Origin of the sequence: Cytobacillus sp. S13-E01 (assembly GCF_029193815.1) — a bacterium.
Classification (GTDB): domain Bacteria; phylum Bacillota; class Bacilli; order Bacillales; family Bacillaceae_L; genus Bacillus_BV.
This window is the reverse complement of record NZ_JARFVC010000018.1, coordinates 50,022-68,390: the sequence shown is the minus strand read 5'-3', so window position 1 is coordinate 68,390 and position 18,369 is coordinate 50,022. Positions and strand designations below refer to the sequence as shown.

The 18,369-nt window shown below is 36.4% G+C and carries 19 protein-coding genes and 1 pseudogene; 14 read left to right on the top strand and 6 right to left on the bottom strand.

Going from position 1 to position 18,369, the window contains the following annotated elements:
- The 3 genes and pseudogenes from PY093_RS12635 to PY093_RS12625 form a co-directional block, all read left to right on the top strand.
- Positions 1–472 (top strand): annotated as a pseudogene (locus tag PY093_RS12635) (hypothetical protein); the annotation flags it as partial.
- Between the two features lie 116 nt (positions 473–588).
- A complete protein-coding gene (locus tag PY093_RS12630) occupies positions 589–1,434 on the top strand; it encodes an EcsC family protein (RefSeq protein WP_275646232.1) in 846 nt (281 codons plus the stop codon).
- The gene (locus PY093_RS12625) at positions 1,431–1,943 is read left to right on the top strand and encodes a MogA/MoaB family molybdenum cofactor biosynthesis protein (RefSeq protein ID WP_275646231.1); all 513 of its coding nucleotides are present in this window, start codon (positions 1,431–1,433) and stop codon (positions 1,941–1,943) included. Before PY093_RS12630 ends, PY093_RS12625 begins: the two co-directional genes overlap by 4 nt.
- A 248-nt stretch (positions 1,944–2,191) precedes the next feature.
- On the opposite strand, the gene PY093_RS12620 is transcribed toward PY093_RS12625, so the two are convergent.
- Positions 2,192–2,509, bottom strand: a complete 318-nt coding sequence (locus tag PY093_RS12620) for a hypothetical protein (protein ID WP_275646230.1) — start codon at positions 2,507–2,509, stop codon at positions 2,192–2,194.
- Positions 2,510–2,752: 243 nt separating this feature from the next.
- On the opposite strand from PY093_RS12620, the gene PY093_RS12615 reads away from it, so the two are divergent.
- The 7 genes from PY093_RS12615 to PY093_RS12585 all read left to right on the top strand — a co-directional run bounded on the left by PY093_RS12615 (position 2,753) and on the right by PY093_RS12585 (position 10,661).
- Positions 2,753–3,958: an argininosuccinate synthase gene (locus PY093_RS12615; RefSeq protein ID WP_275646229.1), complete on the top strand. Its 1,206-nt coding sequence runs from the start codon at positions 2,753–2,755 to the stop codon at positions 3,956–3,958.
- Entirely contained in the window at positions 3,955–5,328 is a 1,374-nt protein-coding gene (gene argH / locus PY093_RS12610) for an argininosuccinate lyase (protein WP_275646228.1), read from the top strand. The genes PY093_RS12615 and argH overlap by 4 nt, the downstream gene beginning before the upstream one ends.
- Positions 5,329–5,467: 139 nt before the next feature.
- Positions 5,468–5,626: a hypothetical protein gene (locus PY093_RS12605; RefSeq protein ID WP_275646227.1), complete on the top strand. Its 159-nt coding sequence runs from the start codon at positions 5,468–5,470 to the stop codon at positions 5,624–5,626.
- Positions 5,627–6,189: 563 nt separating this feature from the next.
- Positions 6,190–6,909, top strand: coding sequence for a YebC/PmpR family DNA-binding transcriptional regulator (locus tag PY093_RS12600; protein WP_275646226.1), 720 nt, complete (start codon positions 6,190–6,192; stop codon positions 6,907–6,909).
- Positions 6,910–7,040: 131 nt separating this feature from the next.
- Positions 7,041–7,409 carry a hypothetical protein gene (locus tag PY093_RS12595; protein ID WP_275646225.1) on the top strand — a complete coding sequence of 123 codons (369 nt, stop codon included), beginning with the start codon at positions 7,041–7,043 and terminating at the stop codon, positions 7,407–7,409.
- A gap of 521 nt (positions 7,410–7,930) precedes the next feature.
- Positions 7,931–9,046 (top strand): alanine dehydrogenase, encoded by a 1,116-nt coding sequence (gene ald / locus PY093_RS12590; RefSeq protein WP_275646224.1) that lies wholly within the window; start codon positions 7,931–7,933, stop codon positions 9,044–9,046.
- Between the two features lie 355 nt (positions 9,047–9,401).
- Positions 9,402–10,661: a hypothetical protein gene (locus tag PY093_RS12585; protein WP_275646223.1), complete on the top strand. Its 1,260-nt coding sequence runs from the start codon at positions 9,402–9,404 to the stop codon at positions 10,659–10,661.
- A gap of 40 nt (positions 10,662–10,701) precedes the next feature.
- On the opposite strand, the gene PY093_RS12580 is transcribed toward PY093_RS12585, so the two are convergent.
- Positions 10,702–11,799 (bottom strand): M24 family metallopeptidase, encoded by a 1,098-nt coding sequence (locus tag PY093_RS12580; RefSeq protein WP_275646222.1) that lies wholly within the window; start codon positions 11,797–11,799, stop codon positions 10,702–10,704.
- A 299-nt stretch (positions 11,800–12,098) separates the two neighbouring features.
- On the opposite strand from PY093_RS12580, the gene PY093_RS12575 reads away from it, so the two are divergent.
- The 3 genes from PY093_RS12575 (at position 12,099) to PY093_RS12565 (ending at position 14,533) form a co-directional block, all read left to right on the top strand.
- Positions 12,099–12,779 carry a metal-dependent hydrolase gene (locus PY093_RS12575; protein WP_275646221.1) on the top strand — a complete coding sequence of 227 codons (681 nt, stop codon included), beginning with the start codon at positions 12,099–12,101 and terminating at the stop codon, positions 12,777–12,779.
- A 94-nt stretch (positions 12,780–12,873) separates the two neighbouring features.
- Entirely contained in the window at positions 12,874–13,119 is a 246-nt protein-coding gene (locus tag PY093_RS12570) for a hypothetical protein (RefSeq protein WP_275646220.1), read from the top strand.
- A 97-nt stretch (positions 13,120–13,216) separates the two neighbouring features.
- Positions 13,217–14,533 (top strand): DRTGG domain-containing protein, encoded by a 1,317-nt coding sequence (locus PY093_RS12565; RefSeq protein ID WP_275646219.1) that lies wholly within the window; start codon positions 13,217–13,219, stop codon positions 14,531–14,533.
- Positions 14,534–14,901: 368 nt separating this feature from the next.
- On the opposite strand, the gene PY093_RS12560 is transcribed toward PY093_RS12565, so the two are convergent.
- Entirely contained in the window at positions 14,902–15,201 is a 300-nt protein-coding gene (locus PY093_RS12560; protein ID WP_275646218.1) for a YtpI family protein, read from the bottom strand.
- A 431-nt stretch (positions 15,202–15,632) separates the two neighbouring features.
- Between PY093_RS12560 and PY093_RS12555 the strand changes: the two genes are divergently transcribed.
- The gene (locus PY093_RS12555) at positions 15,633–16,568 is read left to right on the top strand and encodes a DHH family phosphoesterase (protein WP_275646217.1); all 936 of its coding nucleotides are present in this window, start codon (positions 15,633–15,635) and stop codon (positions 16,566–16,568) included.
- A 426-nt stretch (positions 16,569–16,994) separates the two neighbouring features.
- On the opposite strand, the gene PY093_RS12550 is transcribed toward PY093_RS12555, so the two are convergent.
- From PY093_RS12550 to ytrH, 3 genes are all read right to left on the bottom strand, one after another.
- The gene (locus PY093_RS12550) at positions 16,995–17,180 is read right to left on the bottom strand and encodes a YtzJ family protein (protein ID WP_275646216.1); all 186 of its coding nucleotides are present in this window, start codon (positions 17,178–17,180) and stop codon (positions 16,995–16,997) included.
- A gap of 229 nt (positions 17,181–17,409) precedes the next feature.
- A complete protein-coding gene (gene ytrI, locus PY093_RS12545) occupies positions 17,410–17,913 on the bottom strand; it encodes a sporulation membrane protein YtrI (RefSeq protein WP_275646215.1) in 504 nt (167 codons plus the stop codon).
- On the bottom strand, positions 17,913–18,251 hold the full coding sequence (gene ytrH / locus PY093_RS12540) for a sporulation membrane protein YtrH (protein ID WP_275646214.1): 339 nt from the start codon (positions 18,249–18,251) through the stop codon (positions 17,913–17,915). Before ytrH ends, ytrI begins: the two co-directional genes overlap by 1 nt.
- Positions 18,252–18,369: the final 118 nt, after the last annotated feature.

Genomic DNA, 18,369 nt, shown 5'->3' with positions numbered 1-18,369 from the left:
AATGAGTAATCTGATGCCCGAAATCCCGAAAAAAGTAAAAAACGGTAATCAAATGAGTAATCTGATGCCCGAAATCCCGAAAAAAGTAAAAAACGGTAATCAAAAGTGCAATCTGATGCCCGAAATCCGGGAAAAAATAAAAAACGGTAATCAAAAGTGCAATCTGATGCCCGAAATCGGGGAAAAAGTAAAAAACGGTAATCAAAAATGCAATCTGATGCCCGAAATCGGGGAAAAAATAAAAAACGGTAATCAAAAGTGCAATCTGATGCCCGAAATCCCGAAAAAAGTAAAAAACGGTAATCAAAAGTGCAATCTGATGCCCGAAATCGGGGAAAAAATAAAAAACGGTAATCAAAAGTGCAATCTGATGCCCGAAATCGGGGAAAAAATAAAAAACGGTAATCAAATGAGTAATCTGGTGCCCGAAATCCCGAAAAAAGTAAAAAAAGGTAATCAAAAGACGATTTAATCGACGTTCCTCAATACGGGCGCCCTGCGCTTTTCTTAGTAGGCCCAATTCAATAGTAAGCCCCCGCTTGTGATATAATAAATCAAGGTGAATAATGGTAACGGGAGGTTTTTTCGGTGGCTCTAACTGAACGGGAACAAAAAGTATTACAAGAAATTAAAGAATGGGAACTAAAGCTTTATCAATACGAACCTACAGACTTTGAAATGACATATCATAAATGGTTAGAAAGATCATTGGAGTTAATCCCCGAACAAGTAAGAAAAGACTTTTTTGCAAAACTGGATAATTGGTTGTTTCATCTTCATGCAGGTATTCAAGGGACACAATTGCAATTGGAAGCAAGGCAACGTATTCTTACATCAGCGCGGACATTTGCCGATGACATTGAAGACTTAAGTGATTTAAAGAATTTGTCTATTGATCAGCTTACCTATTTGGCTAATCATCAAATAGCGAAACATAAATTATATTCATTTGCCCAGGGGGGATTAACTGGAGCGGGGGGTCTGCTACTACTTGGTTCGGATATACCTACAATGACGATCATTAATTTACGTGTCGTCCAATTAATTGCTATGACATATGGCTATGAAGTGAATACACCATATGAAATGATGACTTCACTAAAAGTCTTTCATGCCGCAACCATACCAAATTCAATGCAACATAGGGGCTGGGAGGGTTTAATTGATGAATTAAATGGTAAAAATAATCATTTCTTCTTTTATGAAGGAAGTGAAGTTCTTACAGACGAATCGTGGATTGATCTTCCCTTAAAACAAATAATTAAGGCAATGTTTATTATGATGTTTAGACGAAGGTTAGTTCAAGGCGTTCCATTAGTTGGAATGGCGATTGGCGCTGGAATGAATTATCAGCTAACACGAAAAGTTACTGAATATGCAAATAAATACTATCAATTACGATATTTGAAAGAAAAGGAGGAGCTTACTCTATGAGTTCAATTGAGCATAAAAAAGAAGCTCCTACGTCAATTAATTGTAAGGTTATTACTGTAAGTGATACTAGGACTAAGGAATTAGATAAAAGTGGGAATGCGATGATTACTATTCTTAACGAAAATGGCCATAATGTAGTTGAGTATGAAATCGTTAAAGATGAACAGGCACTAATTAAAAATGCAATATTAGCTGGGTGTGAAAATCCCAAAATCGATGCTGTATTAACAAATGGCGGAACTGGTATTGCCAAACGGGACATTACAATTGAAACAGTTCAACAGATTATAGATAAAGAAATTATTGGCTTTGGTGAGCTGTTTAGGATGTTAAGCTATACAGAAGACATTGGATCTTCAGCTATATTATCGAGAGCGATTGCTGGTGTTGCATTAAATACTGCAATATTTTCAACGCCAGGCTCGACTGGTGCTGTAAAGCTTGCTATGTCAAAACTGATTATTCCTGAATTAGGGCATGTGGTGCGGGAAATTAAAAAAGATCTGTAAACAATTTCTAAAGGAAACTCAGCGAGTGGCGAGGCCAAAGGGCGGACAGAGGAGTAATTGCATTAATACGTTTAGAATTTATGGATATAAATTCTAATTAGCTAAAGTAAAAGCACCTGTATGGTGCTTTTGCTTTAGCAATATAAGCATGGATAAAATTTGTACCTAGTTTTAGTGTCTAACTCCGGACGTCACCCGTCTCTAGGGTATAAGCCGTTTTATTTATGTAGGAGAACCAGCTTCTTAAACTAATTATGCTCTTTCATCGATACATTTTGGTTCATTCTATACCAAAGCCATAAATCATTGATAATTGACGCAAGATCAGAAATTTGTGAGTTTAGTAGACAAGAACGTGGAAAGTCATCTTCATCATTAAGTTCAGCTTGCTTCCTATTGATCTCGTCTTCTAAATCAGCAATTCTATCAGGAATTCTGCCTCGTATTTTTTCCCATTGTAATAGTATTTCATGTTGCTCTTCATTACTAAATTCATCCCAGTCCTTCTCTATGTTAGGTAATGGAATACCTAATCTTTGTTCATATATAAAGACATTATTTAGCATGGTAATACCCCCAAGAGGTTAGTCTTTCTCCATTTTACAATACTATAGGTAGACAATCCATTGAAACATACTATGAATAGTATGTTTGACAGCCATTAACAGTTTAATAAAAAATTTTTATACATTTTAGTGAATAACTATTGAAAAAAGTAAAAAGTGTTGTTAAAGTATAACTATCTCATTTGAATAAATATGAATAAATATGAATTATTATTAATTGGCATATTAGGAGGTAATTATAAAATGGTAAAAGAGAAAATTGTTTTAGCGTATTCTGGGGGATTAGATACAAGTGTTGCAATAAAATGGTTACAGGAACAGGACTATGATGTTGTTGCTTGTTGTCTGGATGTTGGTGAAGGAAAAGACTTAGATTTTGTTAAGGAAAAAGCGATGCAAATCGGTGCAGTTGCTTCTTATGTAATTGATGCAAAAGAAGAGTTTGCTAATACCTTTGTTTTACCTGCTCTACAAGCACATGCAATGTATGAAGGGAAATACCCGTTAGTTTCTGCTCTTTCTAGACCGCTGATTGCAAAAAAATTGGTAGAAGTAGCAGAAGCTGAAGGTGCAGTTGCGGTCGCACATGGTTGCACAGGAAAAGGTAATGATCAGGTTCGTTTTGAAGTTTCAATCCAAGCATTAAATCCAAATTTGAAGGTTATTGCACCTGTTCGTGAGTGGCAATGGTCTCGTGAAGAAGAAATCGAGTATGCAAAAAATCATGATATCCCGATTCCGATTAATTTAGAAAGTCCGTTTTCAATTGACCAAAATCTTTGGGGAAGAAGTAATGAGTGTGGTATTCTTGAAGATCCTTGGGCTGCACCACCAGAGGAGGCATATGAATTAACAGCTCCTCTTGAAAAAACGCCTGATCAAGCCGATATTATTGAAATTGGCTTTGAGAAGGGTGTACCGACAACCATCAATGGAGTTTCTTATTCATTAGGTCTACTCATTGAAGAATTAAATTTGGTTGCCGGAAAACATGGTATTGGGAGAATCGATCATGTGGAAAATCGATTAGTAGGCATTAAATCACGTGAAGTTTATGAATGTCCAGGTGCAATTACTTTGCTTAAAGCCCATAAAGAACTTGAAGATATTACGTTAGTGAAAGAGTTAGCTCATTTTAAGCCAGTTATTTCTAGTAAACTGACAGAATTAATTTACAATGGATTATGGTATTCACCACTAAAAGACGCCTTACTTGCATTTTTACAGGAGTCACAAAAAAACGTAACAGGTGTCGTTCGAGTGAAATTGTTTAAAGGTCATGCGATTGTTGAAGGGCGTAAATCTGAATACTCGCTGTATAATGAAAAGCTCGCCACTTATACTGCAGATGACGAGTTCGATCACAAAGCTGCAGTTGGATTCATTTCATTATGGGGACTGCCAACAAAGGTTCATAGCATGGTTTCTAATAAGAAGGTGAATGTGTGAAAAAACTGTGGGGAGGGCGTTTTACAAAAAGTGCTGAACAGTGGGTCGATGAGTTTGGAGCCTCAATCTCATTTGACCAGGAGTTAGTTGAAGAAGATATTCAAGGCAGTCTAGCACATGTGACAATGTTAGGTAAATGTGGGATTTTACTTGAGGATGAAGTAGAAACAATAAAACAAGGCCTACATGTTTTACTTGAAAAAGCAAAAAAACAAGAATTAGCCTACACTGCTGCATATGAAGATATCCATTTGAATCTAGAGAAAATGCTTATAGATGAAATTGGTCCTGTCGGGGGAAAGCTCCATACTGGGAGAAGTAGAAATGATCAAGTTGCTACAGACATGCACCTGTATTTACGAAAGCATGTGCAAGAAATCATCACATTAATAAATGAACTGCAAGATGCAATAATAAAGCAGGCTGAGGTTAATGTGGAAACGATAGTGCCCGGTTATACACACTTGCAAAGAGCACAGCCAATTTCATTTGCCCACCATTTACTTGCATATTATTGGATGCTAGAGAGGGATAAAGAAAGATTTACTGAATCTTTAAAGCGGATAAATATATCACCCCTTGGAGCGGGTGCTCTTGCTGGGACCACCTTTCCTATTGACAGACATTATACTGCAGGTTTATTAGGCTTTGAAGGTATCTATGAAAATAGTATCGATGCAGTCAGCGATCGAGATTTTATAGTGGAATTTCTAAGCAATAGTTCGATGACAATGATGCACCTTTCTCGTTTATGCGAAGAGTTAATTTTATGGTCAAGTCAAGAATTTGGCTTTGTGGAAATAGATGATAGGTTTGCAACTGGAAGCAGTATTATGCCGCAAAAAAAGAATCCGGATATGGCTGAGTTGATTCGCGGAAAGACAGGTCGAGTCTATGGTAATTTGTTTGGTTTGTTAACAGTCCTAAAGGGGACACCTCTTGCCTATAACAAAGATATGCAGGAGGACAAAGAAGGAATGTTTGATACCGCCCAAACACTTACGGGTTCTTTAAAGATTTTTTCTGGAATGATTAATACACTTACAGTTAACAGTGAGGCTATGTCAAAAGCTACGAAACAAGATTTTTCAAATGCGACTGAACTTGCGGATTATTTAGCTTCAAAAGGCCTTCCTTTCAGAGATGCTCATGAAATTGTTGGGAAGTTGGTTCTACAATGTATCGAAAAAGGAATTTTTCTACTTGATTTACCGCTTGAAGATTATCAGGAGGCTTCCCACCTCTTTGGGGAAGACATTTATAAAGTATTAGATCCTTATAATGCAATTAACCGAAGAAATATTGCAGGTGGAACAGGCTTCAGTGAGATTAAAAAGGTTTTAGTGAACATTAAGAATAAGAATAAATAATAAAAAAATCGTGAAAGAAATCTTTTCACGATTTTTTTGTTGTGTTCTTATTTACTATTTTACCAAGTATAACACCCGCAATAAGAAAGAAACTAGGGTAAGTACCAAAAATATTGTGATTTTATAGGAGCTGATAGTAATGGTGAAAAAGTCTATGCCAATTCAAGGGTTGATGTATGATGAGACAGGGACGCTTGAGGTAAATGAGCAGCTTTACAGTTCGTACTATAGTGGCTTTGTAGATCAATTCAGTGAAGCGAACTCCACTTTAGAAGAAGAGAAAAACGAGGAGTTATAGTCTATCTACTGAATAGCCAGTGTGACCGATTAAGCAACTAATTTGAGACGACAAAAAAAGCACATGGTTTTTCTCACAAGGAAAATCTAATGCGTTTTTTTAAAAGGTACGAAAGTATAAAACTTTCACCTGGTTTTAGTGTCTAGCTCCGGGCGCCATCGGCTCTATGGTATAAGCCAATCCCTTCCCGAAGGCAAAAAACGCCTTCAGTCAGGGCTTGTCTTATGCTTGACTTGCACAGGATGTGCTGATGTCGATGTCGCCACAGGGCGTGGCGGGTTTTAATCGACGCGCCTTGCGCTTTTCTTATTTAACACCATTTTTATGACTAAACTCTTAACAAATTATGCAATTGAGGTATAATATCATTTAGAGGATGAATGTAAAATCTTCAACTAATCTATTTTGATAATGTCAGAATTTATATAAAATTTTGTACCTAGTATAGGTGTCTAGCTCTGGGTGAACTGCGCTTTTTTATAATAGCTGGCTAAATTTTAATAGTGTTGAAGAAGTAGATTATATCCGGTTGAATTGATTTAATTTGAAAGAGAGTGGAACTGATGGGTCGTAAGTGGAACAATATAAAAGAAAAAAAAGCGTCAAAAGATGCAAATACAAGTCGTCTTTATTCTAAGTTTGCACTTGAAATTTATGTAGCGGCGAAATCTGGTGAACCAGATCCAGAATCAAATCAGGCTTTGAAATTTGTACTTGAGCGTGCAAAAACATACAATGTGCCAAGAATGATAATTGACCGTGCTATTGAAAAAGCAAAAGGTGGTTCAGAAGAAAGCTATGACGAACTTCGTTATGAAGGCTTTGGACCAAATGGTTCTATGATTATCGTAGATGCACTTACAAATAACGTGAACCGTACAGCATCTACTGTGCGTGCTGCATTTGGTAAAAATGGTGGTAACATGGGAGTAAGTGGATCTGTAGCATATATGTTTGATGCAACGGCTGTTATTGGACTTGAAGGAAAAGAAGCCGATGAAGTGCTTGAAATATTAATGGAAGTAGATTTAGACGTTCGCGACATTATTGAAGAGGAAGAAGCTGTTATTGTATATGCAGAACCTGAACAGTTCCATGCCGTTCAAGAAGCCTTGAAAAATGCGGGGATAACTGATTTTACCGTGGCAGAGTTAACGATGCTTGCGCAAAATGACATATCTCTTCCAGCGGATGCACAGGTCCAATTTGAAAAACTAATTGATGCACTTGAAGATTTAGAAGATGTTCAACGAGTTTATCACAATGTCGATTTTGGTGAATAACACATGAAAGCAGACCCTTTTTATAACTAAAGGTCTGCTTTTTTTTATGTTATCAAGTTTATATCAAATAACTTTTGATATGTATAAAAAATCCATTTTTTTCACAAGCTATATTTTGAGGTGATTTTTTCATGAGAGGTTTATTTTTTACCTTTACTCTACTTCTAATATTATTTGGATTTAGTGCAAATGGATATGCTGTCTTACAGGATTCAACACTTTTTAAAGTTGTGGTTAAAGAGTCAGACCAGATAACAAAATGGGAATACCACTATCCTTTTAACTATGTTTTTAGTAAAGAAAAGCATGAAATGAAGGGTTTACAAGCGAAACAAGAAGTTACTAAATTATTTGAAGAATTACCAATAAGAAAAGATATTACGGCTGAAGAGTTAGCCCAAACACTTGAAGCTAAAGGTTTTTCGTCAATTGAACGAATGGATGTTTATTGGCAGGCGAAAGAAGACCAATTGTATACTTGGGTTTGGGAACGAAAATAAAAGGCTCTCATATGCAAGTGAGAGTCTTTGTAGTTGTTTAGGAAATTATAAAATTGTTAAGGTTGTGTATAACTTAGAGTCTTTGTCTATCTACGTCCAGCTCCAGGCGCCATCGGCTCTATGGTATAAGCCAATCCCTTCCCGAAGGCAAAGAACGCCTTCAGTCAGGGCTCGTCTTATGCTTTTCGCCGATAAGTGGGCGCCCTGCGCTTTTCTTATTTAATGAGTTTACTTCTATATGTTAAGAGCATCTTTTTGTGCTTTTTAGAACAAAATTAAGGATGTATTTTACTCAATATTCAACTGTTTAAATAGAGTTCATTATTTAGTATTAAAATTTTACCAATTTTGGCAGGCAATGATTTTGCAATTCTGGAAATGGTGTTATAGTAAATACAACATTTCGTAATAATGATATATATCTACGCAATGCGAATTGTATTTATTTTGTAGATTCTAGTTGGTTAAACGTCTGCTTTAAATAGTATGCTAGTCGACTTATTAATAGGAGGAATTAATTAATGCGCATAGGTGTACCCAGAGAAATAAAAAATAATGAAAATCGTGTGGCGATGACACCAGCCGGGGTTGTAAACCTTATCACTTCTGGACATGAAGTATTTATTGAAACAGATGCGGGCATGGGTTCAGGCTTTACTAATGAGGAATACTTAATTGCAGGTGCAAGGGTTGTGGATACTGCTTCTGAAGCTTGGTCTATGGATATGGTTATGAAGGTTAAAGAGCCAGTACCATCAGAATATCAATATTTTCGCGAAGGGTTAATCTTATTTACATATTTACATTTAGCACCAGAACCTGTACTAACGAAAGCTTTAATTGATCATAAAGTAGTTGGAATTGCGTATGAAACTGTTCAACTTCCAAATGGATCCCTGCCTTTATTAACGCCAATGAGTGAAGTGGCAGGGCGTATGGCTTCACAGATTGGTGCACAATTCCTAGAGAAACCAAAAGGTGGAAAAGGAGTTTTACTTGCTGGTGTACCTGGTGTTAGACGTGGTAAGGTGACTATAATTGGTGGTGGGGTTGCAGGAACAAATGCAGCGAAGATGGCAATTGGTCTTGGTGCTCAAGTAACAATCATTGATTTGAACCCGGAACGTCTACGCCAGCTTGATGATATTTTTGGTAATGATATTACAACATTAATGTCTAATCCGTTAAATATTTCTATTGCAGTCGCAGAATCAGACTTAGTGATTGGCGCTGTATTAGTCCCAGGTGCAAGAGCACCTAAACTTGTTACTGAAGAAATGATTCAAGCAATGTCACCTGGTTCAGTTGTCGTAGATATCGCAATCGACCAAGGTGGTATTTTCGAAACGACAGATCGTATTACAACACACAGTGATCCTACATATGAAAAACATGGTGTTGTTCATTATGCTGTTGCTAATATGCCAGGCGCTGTACCACGTACATCAACCATCGCTTTAACAAACGTTACAGTTCCTTATGCCATTCAAATTGCAAACAAAGGGTATAAGCTAGCTTGTTTAGATAATGAAGCCCTACTTAAAGGAATCAATACGTTAAATGGCTATGTTACCTATAAGGCGGTTGCAAGAGCACATGACTTATCCTATTCAGATGCTAAAATATTATTAAACTAAAAAAGAGATAAAGGAAACTTCCCTTTAGTGGGGGGGTTCCTTCATCCCCCACTTAAATGCACCGTCTTATGCTTGACTTGCACAGGATGTACTGATGTCGATGTTCGGCCACAGGACGTGGCGGGTTTTAATCGATGCGCCGATAGGCGGGCGCGCCTTGCGCTTTTCTTATAATTCCTCAGCACAAAGATTCCTGCAATATCCTCAATATGAGTCACATATTATAGTAGTACGAAATAATATAAAGGAGACTAGGCAGGTTGCCACCAAACTTTAGACGACAGCCTAATTGATGTTCATGGAAACTATCCGAATAAAACCTTTTGAAGGAATAAAAGGCAAAGGAGATCATAATGTGACTTCCCCAACTTTCTTTAATGGTACGAACCAATTGGTCTTTAAACCAAAACAGATCGAAATTTCCGGTAAAGAAGTAAATCAAAGATTATTCCACACTAATAAAATAATCCAACATATAACTAGTCAAACCAAATTAAATGATTCAATATTCGATTCACTTACAAAAAATAGCAATCTACTTAGTAATTTGATGTCCAATCAATCTGCCTTAAAACGGGAATTTGAAAGCTTTGTTTTTGACCAAGGAAACTATAATAAAAAGCTAACTACAGCTATCTCAGAGCACGAAAGAAAACAAGGAACAATTAATGATAAAAACACAAATCAATTGCTAGGCCTTGTTGATTATTATCATTCTTTAGTAGCAACAATAAATACACAAAAAAAAGAGCAAGAATCACTATCCGCAACACTTATCGAACAGGGTATGCAAATTGCTATTCTAGTAGAAACTTTAGAAAAACAGGAGGACTTCAACGAAAAAATTTTAGGGAATACTGCAAACTTAAAAGAATTTGCAAGGTCTTTAGAGGTCCTCTTAGAAGGACAGCAAGGAGATCAACATCATCTATCCGAACATATAGCAAAACATGCAGAAGATATTGCTTTATTAATACATTTTATGGCTGAGCAAAAGCAAGTTAATAATAAAGTATCGGATGAATTTATTGAACATAAAAGAACCAGTCAACAGTTTATTAAGGAACAAATTGAAAATATTTATCAAAAGCTTTCGAAAAAATATAGGAAGCTTAGAAGTAAAAATAAACAATTGTTAAAGGAACAAAAAGAAAAGCTTGTACCATTATTGGAATTTGTAGATAATCAGGAGAATTTCAACACACAAGCAACAAAAGAATTTGATGACCTAAAACAACTGCATAAACATCTGCATTTTATCTTGGAAAATCAAGGAAAAGAGCAACGAGAGCTAGTAGAAAGAGTGAATATCCAAAATAATCTTTATGATCAGCTTTTAGTAAATGTGCAAACTCAAGAGGAAGTGCAAAATGTATTATCAGAGAAATTCACGAAAAAGATGGAGGATGATCTAGATTTAATAGAGTTTATCGAGGAACAAAAGACATTGATGCAAGAACTACTTGAATATTTGAACCAGCAGGAAGAAAGATATGATATTCTTACAAGCTATATTCGTAATCAAGAAAACTTTAATCATAAATTGTTTGATTATATATGTGATCAATTTGATAAAAATCAACCTCCAAACACTGAACAAAGCTTTTCGAACTAACCTAAAAAGGCCCTTTTCTAATGTGAAAAAGGCCTTTTTTTTACTTGATTATTTGAAGTTCTTTTGGGTACTTTGTTAAAATTTCGACTCCATTTTCAGTAATCAACAAATCATCCTCAATTCTAACTCCGCCAACACTTGGAACATATATTCCAGGCTCAACCGTATAGGACATTCCTTGTTGAAGCTGCATAGTATTCGTAGCATTCATGGAAGGGAATTCATGCACTTCAATACCTAGTCCATGACCAATTCGATGTGTAAAATATTCACCATAACCAGCGTTAGTAATTATATCTCGAGCAATTGTATCAATCATACCAATTTCTACGCCAGGTTTACTAGATTCAACTGCAGCTAATTGGGCTTTTAAAACTGTTTCATATATTTCAGTTTGTTTTTCATTAATACTTCCAAACGCAACAGTTCGCGTGATATCAGAGCAATAGCCATCAAGTACTACACCAAGATCAAATAAGACTAAATCGCCTTTTTGAACCAGATCTAATCCAGGTTTTCCGTGAGGAGCAGTCGTTTTGGAGCCAGTTAATACCATCGTCGCAAATGACATTTGACTTATCCCTTTTTTCTTTAATTCATATTCGATTGTTGCTAGAATTTCAAGCTCTGCTTTTCCTTCTGCAATCGCATTAACCCCAGCTTCGACTCCGAAATCAGCCAACTCAGCAGCCTGCCTTAATAGGGCAATCTCTTTATCATCTTTGATCATGCGAAGTTGGTGCATTTTATCCTCTGCTGCAACAATAAAGATGTTTCCGCACATCGCCTGTAGTAATTCATATCTTTCAACATTCATATGTTCTTTTTCAACGGCCACTTTTGTCGGAGATATATTACGTTTTTTCAGAGTCTCATGAATCATATTCCATGGATTATCTGTGTCGCTATATCCAATAATTTCATATTCCCAGCCCTTGGATCGTGCTTGTGCAACTTCCATATTAGGGCATATTAAAATAGGTTCTTGATTTGGAAAAACACATAAGCCTAACAGTCTTTCATGTGGATCTGTATAAAACCCACTTAAATAAAAAACATTTGGGGTTGATGTAATAAATCCAAAAGTAATATCTTCTTGTTTTAGCCAATTTGAAAATTCTTCAATTCTATGTTTCATAGTTACCCACCTTTATTCAATAGTTTTCACTCAGTTTGTATTCCTTAGTTAAGAGTAGCAACTAGATTGAAAAATGTAAACGGACCAACCCAATGTTTATACACTTTTTTATAATAGATGAATTTATAAGTGAAAGCGTAAAATTTTGTACTTAGTTTTGTGTCTAGCTCCGGCCTCCATCGGACCTGAGGTCATAACACTATTCTTGATGGAAATAGGAAAAACTGCAGGAATTTATTATTGCAAGAACGAAATAGAATAGTTAGGTGGTATAAAAAAGATAATTGGGAGATGATATTTTGAAAGTTTCGTATCATGGACATTCTGTTGTGAAAATAATAACCAGTGAAAAATCGATTCTGATTGATCCATTTATTACTGGAAACGGTTCTACGGATTTAGACACTAATGTTCAGGTTGACGTCATTTTACTTACACATGGTCACAATGACCACGTTGGTGACACAGTTGAATTGGCAAAGAAAAATAATGCCTTGGTTATAGCACCGTTTGAGCTAGCTACTTTTTTAGGTTGGCAAGGAGTTAACGTACATCCAATGCATATAGGAGGCAAACATCAGTTTGATTTCGGGACAGTAAAGCTTACACAAGCTTTCCATGGTTCGAGCTATACCGATGAAGAAACAAAACAAATCACTTATACAGGTATGCCATCTGGTATATTGTTTTCTGCCGAGGGAAAAACAATCTTCCATGCTGGAGATACAGCCTTGTTTTCAGATATGAAGCTTATTGGTGAAATGAACTCCATCGATGTCGCTTTTTTACCAATAGGTGATAACTTTACTATGGGACCAGAAGATGCTGTAATTGCAGCTGATTGGTTACGAGCAAAAGTTGTCATTCCTGTTCACTACAATACTTTTCCTGTAATTGAACAAGATCCAAACGAATTTATAAAAAAGCTAAAAAATGGTGTCGGTTATGTTCTTAAGACCGGAGATGAAATGACCGTTTAAAATGCGGTGAGAAGTGCATCTATAATTTATGATGTACTTCTTTTTTTTACTTTTTAGCATAAAATGAAACAAGCTTATGTTGGGAGGATGAAAAATGAAAAATAGATTATTGTTATGCTTACTTATTTGTGGGGTACTTCTATATTACGCTATACCTAGATTGACAATTAGTGCTGCTGGTCCTGAAGGTATTTTCGCGTTGTCATGGATTGTTTTTGCTCTGATTGTGATTGGAGGTAATTTAGTAGGATTAATGTATTCTCCAAAGAAAAACAGGAAGCAGGTCAACCGGGTTGGTAAAATGTCACAGAACAGAAGAAGATTACGTCAATATCAATAGCAATCATTGAATATACGATCTTTCACCCTTATAATGAAGAAGATAGATAATGGAAAAATCATTATTATACTCTAAGTTCATTAAAGGGTGAAGAAGCTTGGCGACAAAGCATGAGCAAATATTAGAACATATAGACAGTTTACCTATAGGTGAAAAGATATCGGTCCGCCAAATTGCTAAAGACATGAAGGTGAGCGAGGGGACTGCTTATCGCGCTATAAAAGATGCAGAAAATAAAGGGTATGTTAGTACAATTGAACGTGTTGGCACAATTCGTATCGAAAAAAAGAAAAAAGAAAATATTGAGAAATTAACATTTGCTGAGGTTGTAAACATAGTTGATGGACAAGTATTAGGTGGACGAGCGGGATTACATAAAACACTTAATAAATTTGTCATTGGGGCTATGAAACTAGAAGCAATGATGCGCTATACAGGTGCAGGCAACCTATTAATTGTTGGTAATCGAACCAATGCACATGAGTTAGCCTTACAAGCAGGTGCAGCGGTTCTGATAACAGGTGGTTTTGACACAGATGACCACGTAAAGAAAATAGCTGATGATTTACAATTGCCGATTATTTCGAGCAGCTACGACACATTTACAGTAGCAACAATGATTAATCGTGCAATCTATGACCAATTAATAAAAAAAGAAATTGTCCTAGTTGAAGACATATTGACACCACTTGAAACTACCGTGTTCTTAAGGAGTAACGATACTGTTGATAAATGGTTTACCTTTAACAAGGAAACTGGTCATAGTCGATTCCCTGTAGTTGACCAACATATGAAGGTACTTGGAATGGTGTCGGGTAAGGATATTATTGGCCAAGATCATTCTCTACCAATTGATAAAGTAATGACAAGACAGCCGATGACCGCAAATGAAAAAACATCAGTAGCTTCTGCATCCCACATGATGGTTTGGGAAGGGATTGAAGTACTTCCAGTAGTTGATCAAAGCAATAGACTGCAGGGGATTATAAGCCGTCAGGACGTATTAAAAGCATTACAAATGGTTGGCCGACAACCACAGGTAGGTGAAACGATCGATGACATTGTTACCAATCGATTTGTTGAAATTGCAGGTGAGAAAAAAGGTGAAGAAATATATCGTTGTGAAGTATCACCTCAAATGACAAACTATCTTGGAACGATTTCTTATGGAGTATTTACAACGATTGTAACGGAGGCAGCCAATCGGGTGTTACGTGTATATAAAAAAGGTGACCTTGTTATTGAAAATATAACAATTTATTTTATTAAACCTGTTCAAATCGAAAGTATGATTGATATTAGACCAAAGGTACTTGAGGTTGGTAGAAAATTCGGTAAGGTTGATGTTGAAGTTTATAATGAAGGTGTAGTAGTTGGAAAAGCATTGATGATGGTCCAAATAATTGATCGGTAAAAAGAAAAGCGAAGAGCACCCCCCGGTAGGTGCCACCCGTCTCTATGGTTAAAAGCCGACTCCTTTAAGAAGGAAAAAACCACCTTCTTTAATAAACCGTCTTATGCTTGACTTGCACGGGATGTGCTGATGTCGATGTTCGCCACAGGACGTAGCGGGTGTTAATCGACGCACCGAAAGGCGGGCGCCTTCCCGCTTTTGTTCAAAGATAAGAAAGTATAAAAGTTTGTACCTAGTTATAGTGTCTAGCTCCGGACGCCATCGGCTCGAGGTCATAAGCCAATCCCTTCCCGAAGGCAAAAAACGCCTTCAGTCAGGGCTCGTCTTATGCTTGTCGCCGATAGGCGGGCGCCCTGCGCTTTTCTTAATCATTCAATTTGCTTTGCTTCTTGAATGGCTAACGGTAAAAGGTGCTTATAAGCACGGTAGCCTGCCCAGACACTTCCACCACCAACTAGTAAAAACACGATACCAACTATTGTTGATACTGTAGAGGTGCGTAGGAAAAACTGGTTTACCGCAAAAAATGATACAAATAGACCTAAAGCCATACTAGATTTGGCAGAAATCCATTGTTTTTCCACAGGGCGTTTTGTGCGGAAATACTTAGCTTTATAGAAAATATAAAAAGAAAATGAAATGATAATTAATATTACAAAAATAGGCATTAAACTACCTCCTTGATAAATACATGCTATTGTTTATTCTACAATACTTTCATGTAAGATTTCTACCTGCAATTTTTTGAAAGATAAGAAAGCAAAAAGGTTTGTACCTAGTTTTGGTGTCATGCTCCGGCTGCCATCGGACCTGAGGTCATAAGCATGTCAAACTTCAGCGAATAGAAACTAGGGGGGAATTCAATTCCTCCTGCACAAGCAAAGAACGCTTCTTTCGTCGTATTCTTCAAAGTACGCGATGTACAAGTAGCGACATGCCACAGGACTTGGCGGTTTTTAGTCGATGTTCCTCTGGAGCGAGAGCGCCCTCCGCCTTCCTTACCACCTTTTTGAACAGAAATTTTAATTAGCACTTTGCGATTATAGTGTTATATGTTTAAATTATAGGTAAATATTAGAAATGTCAGAAGGAGAGCAAAATGAAGGATAAAATATTAGAGACGGTTAAACAGTTTGAAACTATTATTATTCACCGCCATGTTCGTCCTGATCCTGACGCCTATGGCTCGCAATGTGGACTTGCAGAGATATTGAAAGCTTCCTTTCCTACGAAAAATGTCTATATTACTGGGAAAGATGAAGAATCGTTGCTATTCCTAAAAGAAATGGATGAGATCTCTGACGAATTATATAATGAGGCATTGGTTATTGTTTGTGATACTGCTAACCAGGAAAGAATATGTGATCAACGCTATAATCTTGGGAAAACGCTTATTAAAATCGACCACCACCCAAATGAAGATAAATATGGTGATATTTTGTGGGTTGATACAAATGCTAGTTCATCAAGTGAAATGATATTTGAATTTTACAAGTATGGCAAAGATAAAGGTCTTGTACTTAGTGTAGAGGCAGCACGCCTTATTTATGCTGGTATTGTTGGGGATACGGGTCGTTTTCTATTTCCAAGTACCAATCCTAAAACCTTTACATATGCTGGTGAATTAGTTGAATTTGGTTTTTCTTTTCCAGATTTATATGAAAATCTATACTCTACGAAACAAAATGTTGCCCATTTAAGTGGCTATGTACTTCAAAACTTTAATGTAACTTCTAATGGAGTAGCTTCAATGGTAATTACGAATGATATCCTCCAAAAGTACAATGTTGAACCAACAGCTGCTTCGCAGCTTGTAAGCATATTGGGTAACATTGATGGCATAAAAGCTTGGGTGTTTTTCGTGGAAGAAGAGGATCAGATACGGGTTCGGTTAAGATCAAAAGGTCCAATTATCAATGAGATCGCAAAAAGATACAAAGGTGGAGGCCATCCATTAGCTGCAGGTGCTTCCATTTATTCATGGGAAGAGGCTGAGAAGGTTATCGCAGATTTAGAAGAACTTTGCCTTAATTAAAGAAAAAGTCGCAATTTACGACTTTTTCTTTGTTAAGGAATTTATAAAATTGTAAGGTTGTGTATAACTTTGTGTCTCTGTCTATCTACGTCTAGCTCCAGGCACCATCGGACCTGAGGTTATAAGCCATTTCCTTTAAGAAGGAAAACCCACCTTCTTGAATAAACCGTCTTATGCTTGACTTGCACAGGATGTGCTGATGTCGATGTTCGCCACAGGACGTGGCGGGTTTTAATCGACGCTCAGGTAAGCGGGTGCGCCTTTCGCTTTTCTTATTTGGCTTGTAGGAATGAAACGACATTTTCCTAAAAAAAAGGAACTCTACTTTGGTTAAGTGCTTACAATGATTTTTAAAACAGTTGATTTGTGTGTTAGTAATTTGAGGTGAAGGAAGACTTCTTATTAACTATGGATAGAACGTGGTAACTATATTTTTTCAGGTATAAACCAAGATCCAACATCGGTTACGTCTTCGTGAACTTGTAGGTTAAGTGCTTGTATTTCCTTCTTTAACAGGTTTGCAATTTCAAAAGTTTCGGCATAGGCTGAATATCCATTTTTAATTAGGTCAAGCTTTTCCTGTACAATTGTTCTTCGATTAATGATTTTCATATCCCATCTCCCCCATATATAAAGGTTTTAACTAAGACGATAAGTCCCATACGTAGCCCCTTGCTAAAAGAGAAATCAAATTTAACATAAGAACTCGCTAGAAATTTTCTAACCATTAGTGTGATCACTCAATAAATGATCCTTTTATAGTTATTATCTATTTTATACAGAGGGGATGAAAAAGGCTAGTAATTTCTGATAATTTTAAAAAATGTTCACAAATTTAAAATTATTTTACTGATTCAATCTTTAGTGATATTTCCATCGTTGTGTCAAAGAAAATCGTGTACACTTGGAGACGGTATTTTTTATCATCTATTTCATACACTTTGTTTTCAATCGTACTACGAATAAGTTCTTTATTCTTAGAAACAGTATCAATATCTTTAGCGATTAGATGGTTGAGATCTTTTATAACCTCTGTTTGTAATTCATGCTTGGTTAGACCAGCAAGATCAATTTTTTTAGGGTCAATAAATTCTACTTTTAAATCCTGTATTTTTATTTTGCTTTTATTTTCTTCATTTAATTTATCATAATCCTCTATAAGTACATTATTATGATCTGTTAACTTTTTAATCTCAGCTTGCTGTTCTTTAAGAATATGAATTTGTTTTTCTTGTAAGACTCCGTACATATAAAGAAATACGAACCAGCTAATGAGTGCGCCTATTGTAACCCCTGCAAAAAAACGTTGCCAACCAGGTTTCTGATAGTATGGTGGTATTCTCATTATGAAACATGCTCCTGGGTAAACCATAGAATAATCATCCAACCAGTTTGGGAGCCACCCATTGCTGAGATGATTAGCAGAAGTTGTTTAAAGATATCCTTCGTTTGTCCTTCAAAAATCCCGTTCTCAAAACTAGTAAATGTATCAAATGTTCCGCCGATTGCTGCAACTAATGCCCAAATTTTAAGTTTACCAGCAAACTTGAAGATTTCAGTTAGTGGTGCCTCTCCTGCTATAAATGCTCCTATCCCACCAATTAAAGCGCCCCCTAATAGTACGCCTAGTGCAATAAAATAACTGTGTATAAATGCTGGAATAAACCCTTGATTCAAATCCACAATATCACCTTCTTTTCAGTCTTAAACAGGAGTGATTTCTCTGTCAATACGAAATATACAACATCCATTACTAATGTATATGGACAAACAGAAGCAAGTATGTTTGTCGGGTGAGAGT